This is a genomic window from Nocardia sp. NPDC004068, from assembly GCF_042874315.1.
GTDB lineage: Bacteria > Actinomycetota > Actinomycetes > Mycobacteriales > Mycobacteriaceae > Nocardia.
Genome location: NZ_JBIAMW010000011.1, coordinates 235,949 through 255,469 on the forward strand (window position 1 = coordinate 235,949; position 19,521 = coordinate 255,469).

Annotated in this window: 22 protein-coding genes; 4 read left to right on the forward strand and 18 right to left on the reverse strand. The window is 70.0% G+C overall.

The annotated features are described in order from the left end of the window. Positions 1–97: 97 nt before the first annotated feature. Positions 98–583 (forward strand): hypothetical protein, encoded by a 486-nt coding sequence (locus ACFYTQ_RS27150; RefSeq protein WP_387366800.1) that lies wholly within the window; start codon positions 98–100, stop codon positions 581–583. A gap of 66 nt (positions 584–649) precedes the next feature. On the opposite strand, the gene yidC is transcribed toward ACFYTQ_RS27150, so the two are convergent. The 13 genes from yidC to ACFYTQ_RS27215 form a co-directional block, all read right to left on the reverse strand. Continuing rightward, the gene (gene yidC / locus ACFYTQ_RS27155) at positions 650–1,423 is read right to left on the reverse strand and encodes a membrane protein insertase YidC (protein WP_387366803.1); all 774 of its coding nucleotides are present in this window, start codon (positions 1,421–1,423) and stop codon (positions 650–652) included. Between the two features lie 44 nt (positions 1,424–1,467). Beyond that, positions 1,468–1,767 (reverse strand): DUF6412 domain-containing protein, encoded by a 300-nt coding sequence (locus ACFYTQ_RS27160; protein WP_387366806.1) that lies wholly within the window; start codon positions 1,765–1,767, stop codon positions 1,468–1,470. A 17-nt stretch (positions 1,768–1,784) separates the two neighbouring features. Beyond that, positions 1,785–2,351 carry a hypothetical protein gene (locus ACFYTQ_RS27165; protein ID WP_387366809.1) on the reverse strand — a complete coding sequence of 189 codons (567 nt, stop codon included), beginning with the start codon at positions 2,349–2,351 and terminating at the stop codon, positions 1,785–1,787. A 13-nt stretch (positions 2,352–2,364) separates the two neighbouring features. After that, complete coding sequence (locus ACFYTQ_RS27170) at positions 2,365–3,321, reverse strand: MlaD family protein (protein WP_387366812.1); 957 nt, start codon at positions 3,319–3,321, stop codon at positions 2,365–2,367. Beyond that, complete coding sequence (locus ACFYTQ_RS27175) at positions 3,318–4,373, reverse strand: MlaD family protein (protein WP_387366815.1); 1,056 nt, start codon at positions 4,371–4,373, stop codon at positions 3,318–3,320. Before ACFYTQ_RS27175 ends, ACFYTQ_RS27170 begins: the two co-directional genes overlap by 4 nt. Next, positions 4,370–5,455, reverse strand: coding sequence for an MlaD family protein (locus tag ACFYTQ_RS27180; RefSeq protein WP_387366818.1), 1,086 nt, complete (start codon positions 5,453–5,455; stop codon positions 4,370–4,372). Before ACFYTQ_RS27180 ends, ACFYTQ_RS27175 begins: the two co-directional genes overlap by 4 nt. Then, a complete protein-coding gene (locus tag ACFYTQ_RS27185; protein WP_387366820.1) occupies positions 5,455–6,471 on the reverse strand; it encodes an MlaD family protein in 1,017 nt (338 codons plus the stop codon). Before ACFYTQ_RS27185 ends, ACFYTQ_RS27180 begins: the two co-directional genes overlap by 1 nt. Then, positions 6,459–7,457 carry an MlaD family protein gene (locus ACFYTQ_RS27190; RefSeq protein ID WP_387366823.1) on the reverse strand — a complete coding sequence of 333 codons (999 nt, stop codon included), beginning with the start codon at positions 7,455–7,457 and terminating at the stop codon, positions 6,459–6,461. Before ACFYTQ_RS27190 ends, ACFYTQ_RS27185 begins: the two co-directional genes overlap by 13 nt. A 124-nt stretch (positions 7,458–7,581) precedes the next feature. Continuing rightward, positions 7,582–8,607, reverse strand: a complete 1,026-nt coding sequence (locus tag ACFYTQ_RS27195; protein ID WP_387366826.1) for an MlaD family protein — start codon at positions 8,605–8,607, stop codon at positions 7,582–7,584. 7 nt (positions 8,608–8,614) lie between these two features. Further along, complete coding sequence (locus ACFYTQ_RS27200) at positions 8,615–9,481, reverse strand: MlaE family ABC transporter permease (RefSeq protein WP_387366829.1); 867 nt, start codon at positions 9,479–9,481, stop codon at positions 8,615–8,617. Between the two features lies 1 nt (position 9,482). Then, positions 9,483–10,328 carry an ABC transporter permease gene (locus ACFYTQ_RS27205; RefSeq protein WP_387366832.1) on the reverse strand — a complete coding sequence of 282 codons (846 nt, stop codon included), beginning with the start codon at positions 10,326–10,328 and terminating at the stop codon, positions 9,483–9,485. A 275-nt stretch (positions 10,329–10,603) separates the two neighbouring features. After that, positions 10,604–11,695 (reverse strand): calcium:proton antiporter, encoded by a 1,092-nt coding sequence (locus tag ACFYTQ_RS27210; protein WP_387366835.1) that lies wholly within the window; start codon positions 11,693–11,695, stop codon positions 10,604–10,606. Positions 11,696–11,759: 64 nt separating this feature from the next. After that, a complete protein-coding gene (locus tag ACFYTQ_RS27215) occupies positions 11,760–12,398 on the reverse strand; it encodes a class I SAM-dependent methyltransferase (protein ID WP_387366838.1) in 639 nt (212 codons plus the stop codon). Between the two features lie 42 nt (positions 12,399–12,440). On the opposite strand from ACFYTQ_RS27215, the gene ACFYTQ_RS27220 reads away from it, so the two are divergent. Then, positions 12,441–13,151 carry a VIT family protein gene (locus ACFYTQ_RS27220; protein WP_387366895.1) on the forward strand — a complete coding sequence of 237 codons (711 nt, stop codon included), beginning with the start codon at positions 12,441–12,443 and terminating at the stop codon, positions 13,149–13,151. Here ACFYTQ_RS27220 and trpS read toward each other — a convergent pair. Next, positions 13,115–14,116, reverse strand: a complete 1,002-nt coding sequence (gene trpS / locus ACFYTQ_RS27225; RefSeq protein ID WP_387366841.1) for a tryptophan--tRNA ligase — start codon at positions 14,114–14,116, stop codon at positions 13,115–13,117. The genes ACFYTQ_RS27220 and trpS overlap by 37 nt on opposite strands. Positions 14,117–14,365: 249 nt before the next feature. Here trpS and ACFYTQ_RS27230 point away from each other — a divergent pair, with 249 nt between their 5' ends. Next, on the forward strand, positions 14,366–14,989 hold the full coding sequence (locus ACFYTQ_RS27230) for a YitT family protein (protein ID WP_387366844.1): 624 nt from the start codon (positions 14,366–14,368) through the stop codon (positions 14,987–14,989). On the opposite strand, the gene ACFYTQ_RS27235 is transcribed toward ACFYTQ_RS27230, so the two are convergent. Together ACFYTQ_RS27235 and ACFYTQ_RS27240 are read right to left on the reverse strand one after the other, a co-directional pair. Then, on the reverse strand, positions 14,983–15,627 hold the full coding sequence (locus tag ACFYTQ_RS27235) for a response regulator (RefSeq protein ID WP_387366847.1): 645 nt from the start codon (positions 15,625–15,627) through the stop codon (positions 14,983–14,985). The genes ACFYTQ_RS27230 and ACFYTQ_RS27235 overlap by 7 nt on opposite strands. Continuing rightward, entirely contained in the window at positions 15,624–16,823 is a 1,200-nt protein-coding gene (locus ACFYTQ_RS27240; RefSeq protein WP_387366850.1) for a sensor histidine kinase, read from the reverse strand. The genes ACFYTQ_RS27235 and ACFYTQ_RS27240 overlap by 4 nt, the downstream gene beginning before the upstream one ends. Before the next feature lie 128 nt (positions 16,824–16,951). Here ACFYTQ_RS27240 and ACFYTQ_RS27245 point away from each other — a divergent pair, with 128 nt between their 5' ends. Next, positions 16,952–17,902 carry an SDR family NAD(P)-dependent oxidoreductase gene (locus ACFYTQ_RS27245; protein WP_387366853.1) on the forward strand — a complete coding sequence of 317 codons (951 nt, stop codon included), beginning with the start codon at positions 16,952–16,954 and terminating at the stop codon, positions 17,900–17,902. 40 nt (positions 17,903–17,942) lie between these two features. On the opposite strand, the gene ACFYTQ_RS27250 is transcribed toward ACFYTQ_RS27245, so the two are convergent. Together ACFYTQ_RS27250 and ACFYTQ_RS27255 are read right to left on the reverse strand one after the other, a co-directional pair. Further along, positions 17,943–18,590 (reverse strand): pentapeptide repeat-containing protein, encoded by a 648-nt coding sequence (locus ACFYTQ_RS27250; RefSeq protein WP_387366856.1) that lies wholly within the window; start codon positions 18,588–18,590, stop codon positions 17,943–17,945. Positions 18,591–18,595: 5 nt separating this feature from the next. Next, positions 18,596–19,216: an NAD(P)H-binding protein gene (locus tag ACFYTQ_RS27255; RefSeq protein ID WP_387366859.1), complete on the reverse strand. Its 621-nt coding sequence runs from the start codon at positions 19,214–19,216 to the stop codon at positions 18,596–18,598. Positions 19,217–19,521: the final 305 nt, after the last annotated feature.

Consider the following 19,521-nt stretch of genomic DNA (forward strand, 5'->3'; position numbering starts at 1 on the left):
ACGAAACTTGTCGGACCCCTCCGGCATACTTCTCTCCATCGGACGCCGAACAGGTTGCACCACAAAGTCATCCGCAACCCGAGGAAAGGCGTTATCCATGTCCGAGTCGTACTCGTCGACGTCCGATGCCGGTTCCGCTCGCCTCGCCGCAGAGGCCGAGCGACACCGGGAGTTGCTGCGCAAGCCCGTCGAGGAGTACCGCCGACGGGTAGCGGAGCGGGCACGCTACCTGCAGCCGGCCTCGGCCTCGCTGCTGGACGACCAGGCGGACCGGCACATCGCCGACCTCCTGATCGACCCGGACCGTCATCGAGATCTCGATCTCGACGCCTACCGGGCCATCCGCGACGGCGTCCCGACCCGCTACGACGCACAACGCCACCTCTTCGTGGCCCGAACCACCCACGGCGAGATCGACATCCGCCCCGGCGGCCCGGAGCGACGGCTGGGCATCATCGCCCGGCTGGCCGCGGCGGAAGTCGATCTGGACCAGATCCTGACGGTGGCGGCGGTGGTGGTCACCCACCCCGGCGTCCCGGGCGAGGCGGGGAAGCCGGTCGCCCGGGTGTGGGTTGAGAGGTGAGGTGCGGGGTTCCCGAATCCGGTCGGGAACCCCGCATCACGTCCGTAGTGCCGTCACGAGCGGCGGCTAGACCTCCCCGGCCGCATTCGATCCGACAGCCTCCACGGGCCCCAACTTCCGATGCACATAATGCTGCTGCACGAACGTCCACACACTGTTGGTCGAAAAGTAGATCAAAATCCCGACCGGCATGATCAGCGCGGCGAGCAACGAGCCGATCGGCAACAGCCACAAGGTCATGAAATTGATGACACGGACCTGCGTGGTGGATTCCGTCTGGCGCGCGATCGATGCCCGGGCCGTGAAATGGGTTGCGACAGCGGACATCACAACCAGCGGTATGGCCAATGCCAGGAGCGGGAGGAGATGCCCGCCCGAACCGAAGACCGTGGCCGACAGCGGCGCGCCGAAAACGTCCGCCCGCAAGAAGGATTGGACCTGATCGGCACCGAAGACGTAGTTGCGGCCGGCGTGATCGAACGACCGCAGGACATGCAGCAGACCGACGAAGATCAACAGCTGGGAGGCGATCGGAACCAGCCCGCTCAGAACGCTGAAGTTGTGCTCCCGCTGCAACTCCCGCATCTCCCGGGCCAACCGCTCACGATCACCGGCGTGCCGGGCCTGCAACTCACGAATCTTGGGCTGCAACACGGCCATCGTGCGGGCGAAACGAACCTGAGCCAGGAACGGCCGATACAACAACAGCCGCAAGGTGATGACCAGAAATACGATGGCCAACGCCCAGGACAAACCGACCGACGCGCCGAAGACAGCGGCGAAGGCCGTATGCCACACCCACAGCACAGCGGACACGGGGTAATACACGAAATCGAGCACGGACGAACCACCTCACACGGTGAAAAGGGAAACAGGGTCGCGGATCAGAAACGATCGCGACCGGGCGCCCTCGGCCGTGCCCGGCCGGGTGTGTCCGGATTGCTCTGCCGCAGGAACGACCCACGGCGTCGACGCTGCGCGGAACTCGGTGGCCCGACGTGGAACCCCAACGCGGGCAACGGGACTCGCGCCGATACCGAGGCGACCACGGCCAATGCGAGCACGGCCGCCGCGCCCACCGCCAGCAGCGAATCGGAGGTGGCCGCGGGCAGCAGGACCGCCGCCCACGCGGAGACGACGAAGGCGCACACCAACAGCGCCGCCGAGCGGATCCGCATCACCATGGATTCGAGATTACCGCCTACTGCTTGGGCAGCGCGCCCGCCATGCCGCCGACGTCGGCGACCTTCCAGCCGTTGTTCGGGTCCACGTTCACCGTGTAGGTGACCGTGGTCTGCGCGCCCTCGGGGGTCTGGGCGCTGGTGGAGGTGACGTTCAGGAACACATCGACCTTGTAGACCCCGTTGTCGGTGCTCATCACCTTGGCGGTGATCGGCGTGCCGCTCGAGGTCCACTTCAGCGGGACGAGGATGTCGCGCAGCTTCGGCGCGGTGGCGTCGAATTTAGCGGCCAGCTGCGGGGTGGTGTTCGCCTCGAGCTTGCCCACCCAGGAGTCGACGTCCTGGAAGTTGATGTTCGACGCGCCCAGCGCGTAGTCGGTCGCCACCTGTTCGGCGTGCTTGTCGTTGGCGAGCGCGGCGTCCCGGTCGCTCAGCTCACCGCGCGCGGAGACCCACAGCGACGCGAAGACGACGGTCGCGGCGACCAACGCCACCAAGGCGACGGATACCGCCACGGTCGACAGCCGCAGCGAGACGGTTCGCGGGCCGCGAGCCTGTTCGGTTCCGGTCACAACGTCGTCCGACATCGCGAGCTCCTTCCTATTTCACGGCTACCCGCACCCGCACCGCGCCGTTCGCGTCGACGTCGCCGAGGGCCTGGGAGATGAGGTCCGAGATATCGATGCGCGGCGCGGTGGCGGTCGTCGCCTCCACCAGTGGCCGCAGCGCGGGGGCCAGGGATTGCAGGTCCGGTTCGAGTCGCCGCAGCGTCTCGATCACCTTGGTCAGCACCGGCACCAGCCCGTTGCCGGTGGTGTACCGCTCGACGGGCTGCCGGTCGACCATGGTACCGACGGTCCCGACCAGCGCGTTCAGCGACCGGGTGAATTCGATCCACTCCGGCGCGGCGGCGAGGGTGGCCGGGCCCGCCCAGTCCATATCGGTGGCGGTGGCCTGGAAGCTGTTCAGCAGTCCGGCGATCTGCGGGGAGCGGCTCATGATCGAGGCCGCGAGCAGATCGCCCGCGCGGGCCAGGTTCGGAATCGACCCGTCGGTGTCGGCCAGCGCCCTCTCCAGCGTGTTCACCAGCGAGCCGACCACCTGCGGATCGAGCTGGTTCAGCGTCGTCGTCGCCAGCCGCGCCACATCCGGAATCGACAGCGGCATCCGCACATTCGCGGTCTGGACCCGCTGCCCGTCCCGAATGTACGGCCCGCCAACGGAATTCGGCCGGAACTCGACATAGGGTTCGCCGAGCGCGGACAGATGTTCGATGACGACCGTGCTGTCGGTGGGCACGTGCCGATCGGCGGCCAGCCGCAGCCCCACCTCGACCCCGCCGCCGGTATTGCGCACCGAACTCACCCGGCCCACCTCGACCCCGGTGAGCAGCACGGGCGAATTCTCCGCCAGCCCACCGGAATTCGTGAGCACCATGGTGGCGTGGTCGTAGTCCGCGAAGGGATCGACCTTGACCACCCCGAAGGTCAGATAGCTCGCGCCGAGCACGGTGATGGCCGCGATGCCGCCGAGCGAGACCAGCGAACCGAGTTTCATCGCACGACTCCGATCATGCGCAGGGTCTGGATGATCCGGTCGGTCTGCTCGGTCGCGGGCATCCCGGCCGCGGCGTCGGTGCGCACCCCGGTGATGTTCATCTTCGGCGCCTGCGCCAGCGGAATGATCTTGTCCCGCACCAGCTCCACGACCGCTCGCAGATTCGACGGCTGGCTCAGATCCAGCGGCCGCGCCGAGGCGACCAGCGGCAGGAAGGCGTTCACCGCCCCGTCGGCGTTCCGCAACAACGGTCCCAGCCACGTCAGCGAGGTGCCGATCGGACCGAGCACGCCGAAGATCTTGGTCACGCCCACTATGGACGGGGCGATGCCGTCCATCTGGTCCACCGAGACCTGTTGCAGCAGATCGAACAGCTCCGGCCGGATCTCGTGCAGCACATTGGGATTGTTGTCCACCCCGTCGAGCAGCGAGTCCAGCTCATCCAGGTGCGCGGCCAGGTCCACGGCGTCGGCGGCGAGGGTCTTGCCGATGCGCGCGGTCTCGCTGGTCTGTTGCGGCAGCACGTCGTTGATCTGGTCGATGGTGTCCTGCAACTGCTGCACCGCGCCGCCCTGGGTGAAGGTGGCGATGGCGGCCATCGTATCCTCCAGTTGCACAGGCGGTTTCGTCTGCGCGAGCGGAATGGTGCCGCCGTCGGCGAGCAGCTGCCCGAAGCCGTCGGTCGGGGTGAGCAGGGCGACGTGGATGTCGCCGAGCACGGTGTTCTGCCGCAGTTCGGCGCGCGTGGTCGTGGGCAGTCGCACGGAGCGGGAGATGTCGGCGTCGACCACCACGTAGCCGCCGCGCCCCCCGGCTGTCGCGGCGTCCCTCAGCGAGACCCCGGTGACGGTCCCGACCTGCGCGCCGTTGGCCATGATCTTGGCGCGCGCGGGCAGGTTGAGGGCGTTGGCGAATTCGATGCGCACCCGGTAGGTATCGCCGGACACGGTCGTGCCGGGCACCGGCACCGAGGACGGGTCGAAGGCGCACCCGGCGGCGGGCAGCACCGCGACCAACACGAGGGTCAGGCCCGTGAGCAGTCGTCTTCTCATCGCGCCCCTGCCAATCCGAATACCAGCGCCGCCATGTCGACCTTCGCCGCACCGCCGTCGGCGGCGCAGCGGCCGGGCGCGAGCGCGTTCACCGCGGCGCACACCTGATCCGCGTTGTCCTGCGGCAGCGCCACTTTCGGCGGCGCGTACCCGATGCCGTGCTCCCCGACCGCGCGGAAGGCGTCGGTCAGCACCGGCGTCATCGAGATCACCTGCGCGAGCGAACCGACGTGCGCGCGAAGGAATTTCACCAGCGGCACCGTCGCGTCCAGACCCCGCATGAGCGGATCGCCGAAGATCGTGGTGAGGTCGTTGAGCACCGGCAGCAACTGCCCCAGCCCGTCGAGCACCTGTGCGCCCGGCTCCAGCAGATCGGTGCGCGCCGCGTTCAGCACGGGCGCGAGCCGGGTCAGCATGGATTGCAGGTCGCCCCAATACTGTTCGACCTTGCTACCCACCGACGCGAACGCGTCGAAGATCCCGGTGAGATTGGCGATATCGGCGTCCGGCGAGGCCAGCGCGGCGCTCAGCTTGGTGACGATCTCGTTGATCTGCGGGCCCGTCCCGGCGGTCGCCACATTCAGCTCGGCCAGGCCGTGCGCGAGCGCGTCGGGCGTCGTGCCGTCGCCGCCGTTGATCTGAGAGGCCAACTGCGCCACCGCGTTCAGCGTCTCGGTGATGCTCTTGGGCGTGAGCGTCTTGGTGATGCACTGCCCGGGATTCCAGTGCGCGGTGTTCTTGCCCGAGGTCACCACGGCCAGTTGCCGGGCGGCGACGATGCTGTCGGCGAGCGTGGTCGCGCCCGCGTCGGCGTAGACCGGTTTGTCCGCCTCGACGGCGAAGCCGACCTTGACGCCCTTGCCCTCCGGCGCGATGGAGGTGACCTTGCCGACCACGATGCCGCGCATGGTGACCTGGTTGCCGACGTAGAGGCCGAGGCTGTCGGGCATGATCGCGCAGTAGCTCTGGGTCTTCTTCATCGGCTGGAAGGCGATCAGGTAGCCGACCACCACGACGGCGATCGCGACCACCGTGCCCGCCACCGACATGAACCCGCGCGAGGCGAGAACCTTGTGCAGCATCAGCAGTCCTTCCCCGGCACCGGCACGCAGACGGGCGCGGTCACGGTCTGCCCGGACTGGTCGACGGTGATCCCGTTGTCGGGGATGTCCAGCCGCGACAGCTGCTGTTGCAGGTCCTGCACCGAGGCGACGACCGGGTCCAGATCCTTGCCGAGCTGTTCCAGGCGCGGCGCGGCGTCGAGCAGCTGTTGCAGCTTCGGCTTCACCGTCGCGTCCCAGGCCGGGGCGAGCACCGCCAGCCGTCCGATGGTCGCGTTGAGCAGGCGCAGACCCTCACGCAGTTCCGCGCGTTTGTCCAGGACCAGGGTCTCCATCAGGTTCGTGACATCGATCAGCCGGTGCAGCGAACCCTTCGCGCCGTCGTACATGGTCACGTACTCGCTGGCGGCGGCGATCGCCTTGGACACGTCGGTGCGCTGCCGATTCAGCAGGTCCACATAGGTGTTCAGGGTGTCCAGGGTGGTGCGCAGCGCGTCGGGGGCCTGTTCGGCGGTGGTGCCGAGCGCGGCCAGATTGCGGCGCAGGGTGTCGCCGTCGATCTTGCGCAGCGGTTCGGCCGCGTCCTGGAAGGTCTGCACCAGGCTGTAGGGCAGCCGCACCCGATCCATCGGAATGTGCTTGTCGCCCAGGGCGTTGCGGCCCGAGGGGAACAGCGCGACGTAGTTGCCGCCGATGATGGTGAGCATCCGCACGTCGAGGGTGGACTGGTCGCCGACGAACACCTTGCGGTCGACGGTGAACCGCATGAGCACCCGATCCGGTCGCAGCTCCAGCGATTTCACGGTGCCGACGGGGATTCCGGCGACGCGGATGTCGTCGCCCGCCTTGACCGACTGCGCCTCGGCCAGTTCGGCGACATAGGTCCTCTTCCCGAACGGCACCACGTACAGCGCGCCCGCCACGACCACGCACAGCGTCACCAGCACCGCGCCGATGACGCCGAGCCGCACCTCGCGACGGCGCTTGTCGGCGTCGCCGACCACGCGGCGCTCGGCGAACAGCCTCATCCGTTGCATATCGCCACCCGCTGTCCCGCGACGAGCACGCCCAGCACCTGCGGCACCTCCGCGTTTCCCTTGCTGCACTGCGGTTTCCAGCCCGCGCCGGACTTCGGCACGGCCGCGTCCAGTCCGGCGAGCAGGCCGGGTAGCTTGTCGAACACCTCGACGGCCTGTTGCGGATCGGGGAAGATCTGGCGGATCAGCGCGTCGACGTCGTCGGGGGTCCGCAGGCCGAGGGCGTCGAACAGGTTGTCCAGCGGGCCCAGCACCGAGGGCGCGGCCATCGCGAACTGCGCCAGCCCGGCCATATTCGATTGCAGCCCTTGGAAGATGTCGGCGAGCCGGGACAGCAGCGGCACCAGGTAGTGGATGTTGCCGCCGGTGGTGTCGTTGAGGTCGGCCAGATTGTGGATGACCGTATCGATGACGGCCTGGCGGTCCTTGACGTGCGAGGCGAGTTTGGCGATCGCGTCGAAGGCCGGGCCGACCCCGCCGCCGTCGCCCTCGATCAAAGCGACCATGCTGGCGCTGAACTGGTTGATCTCCTCGGGGGAGATGGTGGCCAGCACCGGTTTCAGGCCGTTGAACACGCTGGTCACATCGAACGACGGCACGGTGCGGTCGGTGCCGATGGTGACCCCGGCGGCCAGCCGCGCGCCCGGCTGCGGTTGCTGTTGCAGGTCGATGTAGCGCTGGCCGGTGAGGTTCTGGTAGCGGATCGCCAGCTTCGAGTTGTCGTAGACCGGGGCATCGGTCTTCAGCGACAGGCGAACCCGCGCCCGCGTCCCGTCGAGTTCGATGCCGTCGACTTTGCCGATCTGCACGCCGTTCATCCGCACGTCGTCGCCGACCTTCAGCCCGTTGGCGTCGGTGAACAGCGCGTCGTGCGCCTCGGTCGGCCCGGCCACCGGCCGCTTGATCGCGGTGAACACCAGCCCCAGCACGACGATCATCACGACGGCGAACAGCCCCAGCCGCCACGCGGCGGCCCCGACCTTCATCGGACACCTCCCCGCGGAAGCGCCACGGACACAACGGAGTTCATCGCACCGTTCAGCAGCGGAACCGTCATCGCCACAGCGGTGGGGCCTTCCCGCGACGGGATCGGCTCGGGCACACCGGGATTCATCGGGCACCTCCCAGCAGCGGGGCCAGCACCGGCACACCGCTCAGATCGATCTCGGCGTTCAGCGCGGGCCCGGTGCCGGTCTCCGGCATGGCCGCGCGCAGGCGTCGGAGCAGTTCGGTCAGATCCGCGCCGGACTGCCGGGGAGTCGGGACCATCTGGGCGAGCAGCGCGAGCACCGGGGCCAGCATGTCGGTGGTGCCGGACAGGCCCGCGCCCGCGGCCGCGCCGAGGGCGGCGAGGCCGGGCAGCAGTTGGTCGGTCTGCATCCGCACGCCCGCGTCGAAGCTGCCCCGATCCGCTTGCAGCCGTGGGATATTGCGGATCAGGTCCATCATCTGGATGGTGGCCCCGGCGAACGCGCCGCCGCCGTAGAACGCCGGGCCGAGCGCACCGGCCAGCTGCGAGGGCGGCATCTTCTGGTTGTCGGTGACGATCTGCGCCACCGTGATGATGGCCTGCGCCAGCGGCGTGAACGCCCGCATATCGCGCGACACCTGCGAAATAGCCTGCGCCAGTTGCGGAGTCAGCACCGCGTCGCCGGTCTGGGACAGCCCGCGCAGCATCGCGCCCATGGTGGCGTCGAAGACCGCGTCCGAGCGGCTGCCGGTCAGATCGATCACGCTGTCGTCGCGCAGCGCGGAACCGCCCGGGCCCCGGCGCAATTCGAGCTCGCTGATGCCGAACAGATTGCCCGGCGCGTAGTCGACCTGGAGGCTGTCGTCGATGCCGTGCAGCTGGGAGGCGTCCAGCCGCAACGTGATTCGCTGGGTGCCGCGATCGGCGGGCGCGATGCCGGTCACCGAGCCGACCTGCACGCCGTCCACCCGCACCGGCGTGCCCGCGAGCACGCCGTCACCGATCTGCTCGGTGTGCAGGGCGACGCGCAGTCCGTCGTCGGAACGCAGCTCGCGGTGCACCGCCACCGCCGCCACCAGGGCCGCGATCACCCCGACCGCGACCACCCCGACCAGCCGGGACCGCCGCCGATCGACGGCCACGCCGGGCATTCCGTACTTCGGCATAGTTCCGCTACCCCGTGAAACTGATCGTCGCGTTGAAGCCCCACAGCGCGAGCGTGAGCACCATGTCGATGGCCACGATCGCCACCGAGGAGGCGCGCACCGCGCGGCCCGACGCGATCCCCACGCCCTCGGGTCCGCCGGTGGCGAAGAAGCCGTAGTAGCTGTGGATGAGGATCACGACCGTGGCGAAGACCGCCACCTTGATCACCGCCGCGATCACGTCGAAGCCGGAGACGAACTGGAAGAAGTAGTGGTCGTACACGCCCGCGGACTGCCCGTGCACCAACGTGATCAGGCCCCGGCACGACAGATACGCCAGGATCAGCCCGATCAGGAACGTCGGCACGATCGAGATGGCCCCGGCGATCACGCGAGTGGTCACCACGAACGGCACCGAACGCAGGCCGAGCGCCTCGATGGCGTCGATCTCCTCGGAGATGCGCATGGATCCGATCTCGGCGGTGATGCGGCAGCCCGCCTGCGCGGCGAACCCGATGGCCGCCACGATCGGCGCCAGCTCGCGGGTGGTGGCGAAGGCGGAGACGATGCCGCTGACCGGGCCCATGCCCAGGATGTTCAGCATCGTGAACGACTCCACGCCCACCGACGCGCCCATCACCAGACCGAGCACGATCATCATCGGCACCGTGCCGCCGCCGACGATGACCGAGCCGCGGCCCCAGGTCATATCGGAGATGATCCGCAGCGTCTCGTCGCGATACCGCTTGAGCGTCAACGGAATCGACGACAGCACCTGCCAGATGAAGGCCAGCACGAAACCGAGCGCGTCCAGCCGCGCGAGCAGCAGCCCGCGGCGGCGGTAGAACCGCGCGAACCGAGCCAGCCCCTTGGGGGCGTAGGTGGAGACGGCCATCTCACACCAACCTGGTCGGCAGGAACATCTCGACGATCTGGGTGACGCCGAGGTTGACGATCGCGATGGACACCACCGACAGCACCACGGCCGCGTTCACCGCGTCGGCCACCCCGCGCGGCCCGCCCTTGGCCTCGAGCCCGCGCTGGCAGGCGATGACCACGACGAGGAATCCGAACATGGCCGCCTTGAGCAGCGACACCCACACGTCGGCGATCGTGGTGAAGGAGCCGAAGGTGGCCCAGTAGCTGCCCGGGGTGACATTCTGCCCGCCGACCGCGACCGCGTACCCGGCGACGATGCCCACGAAGATGATGAGGATGTTCAGCAGCGGCGCGACGAGGATCATCGCGACCAGCCGCGGAATCACAAGGCGCGGAATGGGACTGATGCCCATGGTGTTGAGCGCGTCGATCTCCTCGCGGATCGTGCGCGCGCCCAGATCGGCCGCGATCGCCGCCGCGCCCGCGCCGCCGAGCAGGAAGCCGGTCGCCAGCGGCGCGCCCTGTTTGATCACGCCCAGCCCGCCGGTCGCGCCGAGCAGCGAGTCCGCGCCGAGATTGTGGATGAGGTTGCCGACCTGGACCGACACGATCACGCCGAACGGGATCGCGATCAGGATCGCCGGGATCGCGGTGACCGTCACCAGCCGCCACGCCTGCAGAATGGCCTCGCGCCACTGGAATTGACCGCGCGCGATGCCGCTGACCGTGCCGGTCACCGATTCCCGCGCGATGTCGACCGCCCGGCCGAAGGTCCGCAGCGACGAGACGACGGTGTCCGAGAAGTTCTCGCGGACGGTGCGAACGGCGGAGACGCGGGAGCGGACCCGGGTCACCGACGCCATGCGCGCTCGGTCCTCGAATGTCGTGTCTCGGGTTTCACCGTACTTCTCTCCGTGATCGGCAACACTGCCAACACGAAGCTATCGGTAACAACGGGTTACAGTAAAGTCGGTCACGGTGTGAGCCTCGCCTCTGACCCGAGGGGCCTTCGTCCGATAAGTCCGCAGCTCAACGGCTTTCGACGGGCGCGATTCTTCCATTCTGAAACACGTTCCCAGCCGGTTCGACTATGGGTGTGACACGGCTCATGCCCGTTTCGGGCTAATTTCGAGCACGGTCACGGGCTCACCGCGAGGAAGACGAACGCGGCCAGCAGGACCAGATGCACGCCGCCCTGCAACAGGGTCGCGCGACCCGGGACCACGGTCAGCACGCCGGTGACGACGGTCAACGCGAGCAGCACCATCTGGGTCGCGCCCAAGCCCAAGGTGAGCGGCGTGGGTATCCAGATCGACGCCAGCGCGATCGCCGGAATGGTCAGCCCGATACTCGCCATGGCCGACCCGAGCGCGAGGTTGAGGCTGATCTGCACCCGGTCGCGGCGCGCGGCCCGCAGCGCGGCCAGCGTCTCGGGCAGCAGGACCAGCAGGGCGATCACCACGCCGACCACCGCGCGCGGCAGGCCCGCCGCGTGCACACCCTGCTCGATCGACGGCGACACCGTCTTGGCCAGCCCCACCACGCCCACCAGGGCGACGAGCAGCAATCCGCCGCTGCGCAATGCCGTTGCGGCGGAGGGCCTTTCGGGCGTGACCGCGTCGTCGGCCGCCCGTTCGACGGGCAGGAAGTCGTCGCGATGCCGCACGGTCTGGACCATGACGAACAGGCCGTACAGCACCAGCGAGGCCACCGCCGCGAAAGCCAGTTGCGCCGTGGAGAATTCCGGTCCGGGCCTGCTCGTGGTGAAGGTCGGCAGCACCAGGCTCAAGGTCGCCAGCGTCGCGACGGTCGCCAGCGCGGCGCCCGTGCCCTCGGCATTGAACACCGCCACCCGCCGCCGCAGGGCCCCGACCAGCAGGGACAGCCCGAAGATCCCATTGCAGGTGATCATGACCGCCGCGAACACGGTGTCGCGCGCCAGCGACGACGCGTCCGCCCCGCCCGAGGCCATCAAGGTGACGATGAGCCCCACCTCGATCACCGTGACCGCCACCGCGAGCACCAGCGCGCCCAACGGCTCCCCCACCCGATGCGCCACCACCTCGGCGTGCCACACGGCCGCCAGCACCGCGCCCGCGAGCGCGACCACCGGCACGAGCACGGCCGCTCCGGTGGGATGCGCGAACCACGCGTACACCAAGGCGATCGCGGCCAGGAGCGGAACGGCGGTGGTCCAGTGTCGGTCGAGCGCGCGGATCATAATCTCCATCGTCCCAGCGAATGAACAGCTTTCGGACAAAAGAGACATTCGTCGCTTCGCGACGCCGGTTGTATCAGTCCTTGCGCGCGAGGAGCAGATGCCCCGTCATCCGGCTGTCGGGCACCTCGCGATGCTCGACGGCGAGGCCGGATCGTTCCAGGACGGCGGCGATCTCCGCGGGCGGGCGCAGGGTGAAGCGATGGTCGGTGAACGGCAGCGCGGCCATGGCGTCGGGGTCGCCGATGGCGACGACCGCCCGGCCGCCGGGGCGCAGGACGCGGGCCAGTTCGGCGGCGACCGGGGTGAGGTCGGGCACGAAGTAGACGGTGTTGGCGGTGATCAACGCGTCGAGGCCGGCGTCGGCCAGCGGCAGTTCGGTGAGCGAACCGGTGAGCAGGCGCAGGCGGCCCGCGCCGATCTCGGAGACGAACCGGGAGCGGGCGCGGGCGACCATATCGGGGGCGAGATCCACGCCGTGCACGGTCCCGGTGTCGCCGACGCGCTCCAGCAACAGCGAAAGCCCCACGCCCCCACCGAATCCGACGTCGGCGGCGTGCTGCCCGGCGCGGACGTCCGCGGCGCGCACCGCGGCCTCGATGAGCCGCCGGTTGGTCCGGTTCAGCAGCAGCGCCACCCCCTTGCCGAGCACGCCGTGCGGGAGACCCAGCTGACCTGCGAGGGCGGCGGAGACGCGGCCGAGAACGGGGTTCACGGATGCGATGCTAATCGGCCTAGTCTGCTTTTCGTGGACGAGATCAGCGACGAAACGCATCCGCACGAACCGCACGGCGCGGGGCTGGGCTCGCGGCTGAACTGGCTGCGCGCCGGGGTGCTGGGCGCGAACGACGGCATCGTGTCCACGGCCGGGCTCGTGGTCGGCGTCGCGTCCGCGACCGCGAGCACCACCCCGATCCTCACCGCGGGCGTGGCGGGTCTGGTCGCGGGCGCGCTCTCGATGGCGGCCGGGGAGTACGTGTCGGTCAGCACGCAACGCGACAGCGAACGGGCGCTGCTGTCGAAGGAGAAGCGGGAGCTGGCCGAGGAGCCGGACTACGAACTCGCCGAACTGGCCGAGATCTACCGGCGCAAGGGGTTGTCCGAGGCGACGGCGCGGCGGGTCGCGCAGGAACTCACCGCGCACGACGCCTTCACCGCGCACGCCGAGGCCGAATTGGGTTTGGATCCCCGGGAACTCACCAACCCGTGGCACGCCGCCTTCTCCTCGGCGGTGTCGTTCACCCTCGGCGCGCTGTTGCCGCTGCTGGCCATCCTGCTGCCGCCGCCGACGTGGCGGGTGCCGGTGACCTTCGCGGCGGTGCTGGTCGCGCTGGCGGTCACCGGATCGATCAGTTCCCGGCTCGGGGGCGGCAATCCGCGCCGGGCGGTGGCGCGGGTGGTGATCGGCGGGGCCTTGGCCATGGCGGTCACCTACGCGATCGGGCAGATCCCCGGGGTCTCCGCGTAGTCGAGCAGGCCGATCGCGGCGCGCGCGGCACGCACCTTGGGCCGCGCGACGCGCCGGGCCGCGGCGGCTCCCGATCCCAGCAGTTCACTCGGGTCCGCGGCGGCGAGTTCGGCGTATCGGCGCTGGATCGGTTCGAGCACGGCGATGACCGCGTCGGCGACCGCGCGCTTGAGTTCGCCGTAACCACCGAAGGTTTCGGCCGCGGCCTCCGGTGTCACGCCGGTGCAGGCGGACAGGATGGTCAGCAGATTCGCCACGCCGGGCCGGGCGACGGGATCATGGGTCACCGCGTCGCCGGTGTCGGTGGTCGCGCGCATCACCTTGCGGCGCAGCACATCCGGCGGGTCGAGCAGGCGCAGCGCGCCCGCCGGGGAGACCGATTTGCTCATCTTCGCGGCGGGTGTCGCCAGGTCCTTGATGCGCGCCGCGACGGGCGGGTTGACCGCGCGCGGGACCGTGAACACCGGACCGTAGTCGGCGTTGAACCGGACGGCGAGGTCGCGGGCCAGTTCGACGTGCTGCCGCTGATCCTCCCCGACCGGCACCTCCTCGGTGTCGTAGAGCAGGATGTCGGCGGCCATGAGGATCGGATAGGTCAGCAGCGACAGCCGAACCCGTTGTCCGCGTGCGGATTTCTCCTTGAACTGGATCATCCGCCGCGCCTCGCCGAATCCGGTCGCGCATTCGAGCAGATAGTGCAGTTCGGTGTGTTCGGGGACGTGCGACTGGACCGCGAACAGGCTCCGAGCCGGATCCACGCCGCAAGCCAGCAGTAGTCTGGCGAATTCGGTTGTGCGCGTGCGGACCTCGGCGGGGTCGTGCGGCAGGGTCAGCGCGTGCAGGTCGGAGACGAAGACGAAGGTCTCGCCGGGGACCTGTGCGCGCACGAGCGGTTCGATCGCGCCGAAGTAGTTGCCGAGGTGCAGATCGCCGGAGGGGGTGAAGGCGGTGAGTCGCCGGGGCATGACAGCGTCCTTTCGGGTCCTGCCACCCGGCCGGGGACGCGCGGGGCCGCCCGAACCGGGCGGCCGTGATGTGGGGTGTGCGTGCGCGGGCCGCCCGTCAGGGCAGCCACCACGCGCCGTGCATACCGAATCGCATGTGCCGAACGCTACCGCCCCGGCGCCCGCGACCGCCACCGGCTTTTCCGGCCGGTCCAGCGATCGGCGACTGGCTCTGTCGGATGAGGCCAGTACGCCCGCATGCTGAGTGCCATGCTCCTCCGCCGACTCTGCGCACTGTATGTCGGGCTGTGGCTCTACGGCCTGTCCATGGCGGTGATGATCCGCGCGAACCTCGGGCTCGACCCGTGGGACGTGTTCCACCAGGGCGTCGCCCGGCACGTCCCGATCAGCTTCGGCACGGTGACCGCGCTGACCGGGGTGGCCGTGCTGCTGGCCTGGATTCCGTTGCGGCAGCGACCCGGTCTGGGCACGATCAGCAATGTCGTGGTCATCGCGATCTCCGTCGACGCCGGGCTGTGGCTGCTGCCGCAGTGGCACGCCCTGGTTCCCCGGGTGCTGGCCATGTTCGCCGCGGTCCTGCTCAACGCCGTCGCGACGGTCCTCTACATCGGCGCGGGGATGGGTCCGGGCCCGCGCGACGGCCTGATGACCGGCCTCGTCGCGCGCACCGGCCGGCCGGTGTGGGCGGTGCGCACCGGTATCGAGGCGACCGTGCTGGTCACCGGTTTCCTGCTCGGCGGCGGTGTCGGCGTCGGAACCCTGGTGTACGCCTTCGGTATCGGGCCGCTGATCCATCTGCTGATCCCGCTGGCGGATCGGTGGCTGCCCGGCTTCCACACCGACCGGGCCGAACCGGCGGTGGCCGCTCAGTGATCCGGGCGCAGCCCGAGCACCGCGAGCCGAACCCGGTTGCTCGCACCGGTTTTCGCCATCAGATTCGCGATGTGGGTCTTGACGGTGGTGACGCCCACCTGGAGGCGTTCGGCGATCTCGGCATTGGACAACCCCTGCGAAACCAGGTGCAGCACTTGGCTTTCCCGCTCGGTCAGGTTCGCGCGGGCGAGTGGCGGCGCGGGGGGCGCGGTGCGGGCGTCGACCGCGGATTCGACCACCCGGGCGAGCACCTCCGGCGAGAACGGCCGATCGCCGCGGGCGGCGCGGCGGATGCCGTCGAGCAGGTCGGTGGGTGAGGCGTCCTTGACGAGGAAGCCGCACGCCCCGGCGGCGAGGGCGGGATAGAGGTGGTCGTCGTCGTCGAAGGTGGTCAGCGCGAGCACCCGGGTGGCGGGGCGGGCCGCGAGAATCGTTGCGGTGGCGCGGATTCCGTCCATACCCGGCATCCGTAGATCCATCAGGACCACATCGGGGCGGGTACGTTCGGCCAGCCGGACCGCCTCGGCGCCGGAGGCGGCCTCGCCGACCACCTCCAGGTCGGCGGCGTTCGAGCACAGCATCCGCAGGCCCGCGCGGACCAGCCGCTGATCGTCGACGAGCAGGACGCGGATCGTCATGCGGGCCGTCCGGGCAGGGTCGCGGTCATTCGCCAGCCGGTGCCGGTCGGTCCCGCGGTGAAGGCGCCGCCGAGCAGTTCGACCCGTTCGGCCAGACCGATCAGCCCGAGTCCGGTGGAAGCGGGCGCGGTCTCGGCGCGTCCGGTGTCGGTCAGCTCGAAACGGGTCTCCGGCCCGGTCGAGATGCTCAGGCGCGCTTCGCAATCCGGCCCGGCGTGCCGGACGACATTGGTCAGCCCCTCCTGGGTGAGGCGCAGCAGGGTCAGCGCCGTGACCGCGTCGAGCGCGGACACGTCCCCGATCTCGGCGGTGACGCGCGGGCCGAGTCGCCGGGTGCGCGTCACGGCCGCGGCGAGGGCGGCGGGCAGTTCGGCCGGGCCGACGAACGATTCGCCCGTGGCGGTCGGGTCGCGCAGGATCGTGACCAAGGTGCGCAGTTCCGCGAGGGTTTCGCGGCCGGAGGCGTGGATGTCGTCGAGGACCTCGCGCAGCGCGGGCGGGGCGTCGGGTACGGCGTGCCGGGCGACACCGGCCCGGAGCACGGTCGAGGAGATGTGATGGGCCAGCAGGTCGTGCAGTTCGCGGGCGATGGCGGTGCGTTCGGCGGCCCGTACGGCCGCCACCTCCGCCGCGCGGCGACGGCTCGTCGCGGCCGCCTCCGATCGGGCGCGCCGAGCGGTGTCGAGCGCGCCGCGCAGCAGACCGCCGACCAGCAGCGGCAGCCCGGCCATGACGACGGCGCGGTATCCGGTCGCGGCGGTGCCGCCCGCGGTGTGCAGCAGATACGTTCCGGCGAGGGCGACCGCGCCCAGCCAGGGCCGCCAGCCGCCCTGTCGCGCGGCCAGTTCCGCGAGCGCGACCGCGGCCGCGACCTTCCCCACGATCGGTCCGGAATCGCCGACCAGGAAGCCCAGCGCCAGCAGTCCGGTCGTCGCCAGCGACGTCGCCAGGGGCCACCGCGCTCCCCCGGCGGTCGCCAGCACCGCGCCGATCCCCAGCGCCCAATCCACGACGGTCGGCGAATCGTACAGCGACAGTAGGCATCCCGCGCCCAGCAGAAGCAGCACCGGCAGCCGCACGGGCAGGGAGCGCTCGTCGAGCAGCCATTCGACGCCCCGCGCGACGGTCGCGTCGGGCGAGCGGATCCCGGCGCGCCCGTGCGGGTGCGCGGCCGCCGTACCCGGGAGATCCACCACGCCTTCATCATGCCGGGTGCGCGGGCGGCTCGTCTCCTCCCACCGGAGGAGGCGGCCTCGTCCCGGCGGCCGACGATCGGGACCGAGGACGGATTCGCGGGCCGGGTTCGACGGCGATCGTGATCGGTATGACCGAGACGGACGATCCGACCACTCCCCGCCCGCCCCAGCCCGGACGGCGAAAACTGTTGAGCGCCATGGCCGCCAGCGGACTCGCCGCCGGGGCGGCCGGGCTCGCGGGCGGGGTGGCCCTGGGCCGGGACGCCGATCCGCCGCCCGAACGACCCAGCGGCCTGCGGCGCTTCGCCGACAAGACGGTGCTCGTCACGGGCGCGACCTCGGGCATCGGCGCGGCCGCGGCCCGGCTGTTCGCGGCCGAGGGGGCGCGGGTGGCGTTCTGCGGGCGCCGCGTCGAGCGCGGGACCGCGGTGGAGCGCGAGATCCGCGCGGCCGGTGGCGAGGCCACCTACCTCCGGGCCGACGTGCTGATCGAGGACGACGTGCGCCGATTCGTGGACGCCGCGGCCGAGCGGTACGGCGGGGTGCACGTCGCGTTCAACAACGCCGGGATCACGATTCAGAAGAAGCTGCACGAGTACAGCGCCGACGAGTTCGATCGGGTCGTGCACACCAATCTGCGCGGGGTGTTCCTCGCCATGAAATATCAACTGCCGCACATGATCCGAGCGGGCGGCGGCACGATCGTGGTGACCTCGTCGTCGAACGCGCTGGCCACCGACGCCGGGCGCGCGGCCTACACCGCGAGCAAGCGCGCTCTGGTCGGCCTGGTCCAGTCCGCGGCGCTCGACTACGCCGGGGACGGCATCCGGGTCAACGCCCTCGTCCCCGGCACCACCGACACCGATCTGGTCCGTCGCGCCAGCCCGATCGGCGGCCTCCCCGACGACGCCTACGAGGTCGCCATGCGGCAGTGGGCGCGCACCAACGTCCCCGGTCTCGGCCGCCTCGCCACCCCCGAGGAGATCGCGTCCTTCGCCCTGACCCTCGCGGCCGCGGACCATCCGTATCTCACCGGGGCCCAACTCGTCATCGATGGGGGCAAGACGGCGCACGCGTAGGTCTGTTGTCCCGCAGGATGATTCGGGCGGCGCTCCTGGATCAGTTGTCCCGCACGATGATCCCGGCGGCGCGGGCGAAAGCCGGGGCGAGGTCCATCAGTTGGGGGGTGCTGATGGTGGCGCCCTTCAGGGCGGTGATACCGGCGACGAGGTCGAGGGTGTGGGCGCCGCGCAGGTCGACCTCGTGGAGGGTCGCGCCGTGCAGGGCCACGCCCTCGAGGCGGGAGCCGGGGAAGGTCACCCGGCGGAGGGTGGCTTCGCCGAAATCGGTGTCGCGCAGGACGCACTCGGCGAAGACGACGTCCTGGAGCGTCGAGTTGCGCAGGTTCACCGAATCGAATTTGCAGCCCTCGAACCGGATTCGGCGCAGCTGGGAGCCGACCGCCTCCACCCCGGACAGCGCCGAATCGACGAATTCGCTACCCAGCCAATTGGATTGGCCGAGATTGGTGCCGACCCAGCGGACATTGCGCAGCCAGACGTCGTCGAACCGGGCGTAGCGCAGCACGCCACCGGCGAATTCGACGGCGGTGAAGGCGGATTCGCCGAACCGCACGCCCCCGGCGTCGAGATCGGCGAAGGTGACGCCGTCGAGGTGCTCGGACTCGTAGTCCATATCCGATTCCGGCTCGCCCTCGAAGGGCCGCAGATGCCGGGCGTAGGGCAGATCGGCGAGCTCACGGGGCACGCCGGTCACCGCACCGGATCGAAATCGGTCTTGCCGGTGTCGGTGACCGAATACAGGCCCGGCGCGAGATCGACGGCGATGACCGTGCGGGCCGCGGCCTCGTCGATGTGGATGCGGGGCGGATCCGGATAGGCGGTCGGATCGGGGTAGTAGGTGTCGGGACCGAAGAACTGGCCGTAGCGCAGCACCACACCGTCCGCCTCCAGCACCGACTTCTCCAGGTACTCCTTGGCGGCCTGACCCTCGCCGCTCATCTCCCACGCCACGCTCTGCGCGAGCACCCGCCGCACCCCCGCGGCCTGCGCGGCGGCGAGCAGATTGGCGGTGCCCTCGCGCCGGATGCGGGCATTGGCCGAGCGCCCCGCGGGCAGATTCGCGCTGTCGTCGGGCAGATCGGTGAGCTGATGCATGAGCATGTCGGGGGCGTACGCGCGCACGGCCCGTTCCAGCGCGTCCGCGTCGTAGACATCGCACACCACGGGTTCGGCGCCGAGCCTCGCCAACAGCTCGGCCTTCTCCGGCGACCGGGTCATCCCCGCCACCTCGCATCCGGTCGCGACCAGCAGGGGCGTCAGTCTGGTACCCAGCACACCGCTGGCACCGGCCAAAAAGATCCGCACGCTCACCCACACTATCGAAGTCCCCACTCGCCATGCCCGACGCCCGGACCGACAGCCCCGGCACCGCATCGGAGGCGCGCGATCAAGTTCCGCGCCCGATGCTCGGATCGGACCGAGACGCGACCGCGCGCCACCGCCCGCACAGGGCACGCCACGAAAGTCGTCGCGCGCGATGCTAATCAGGCAGAGCAGCAGGTTGGAGGCCGCGACGCTAGATGTACTGACCACAAACGTTGGTAGCGGCGTGGCGAGCTGACATGGTGAAGACCTCCGAGTGTGATGCGAGCTGTCTAGGAACGCATCCACCGTCG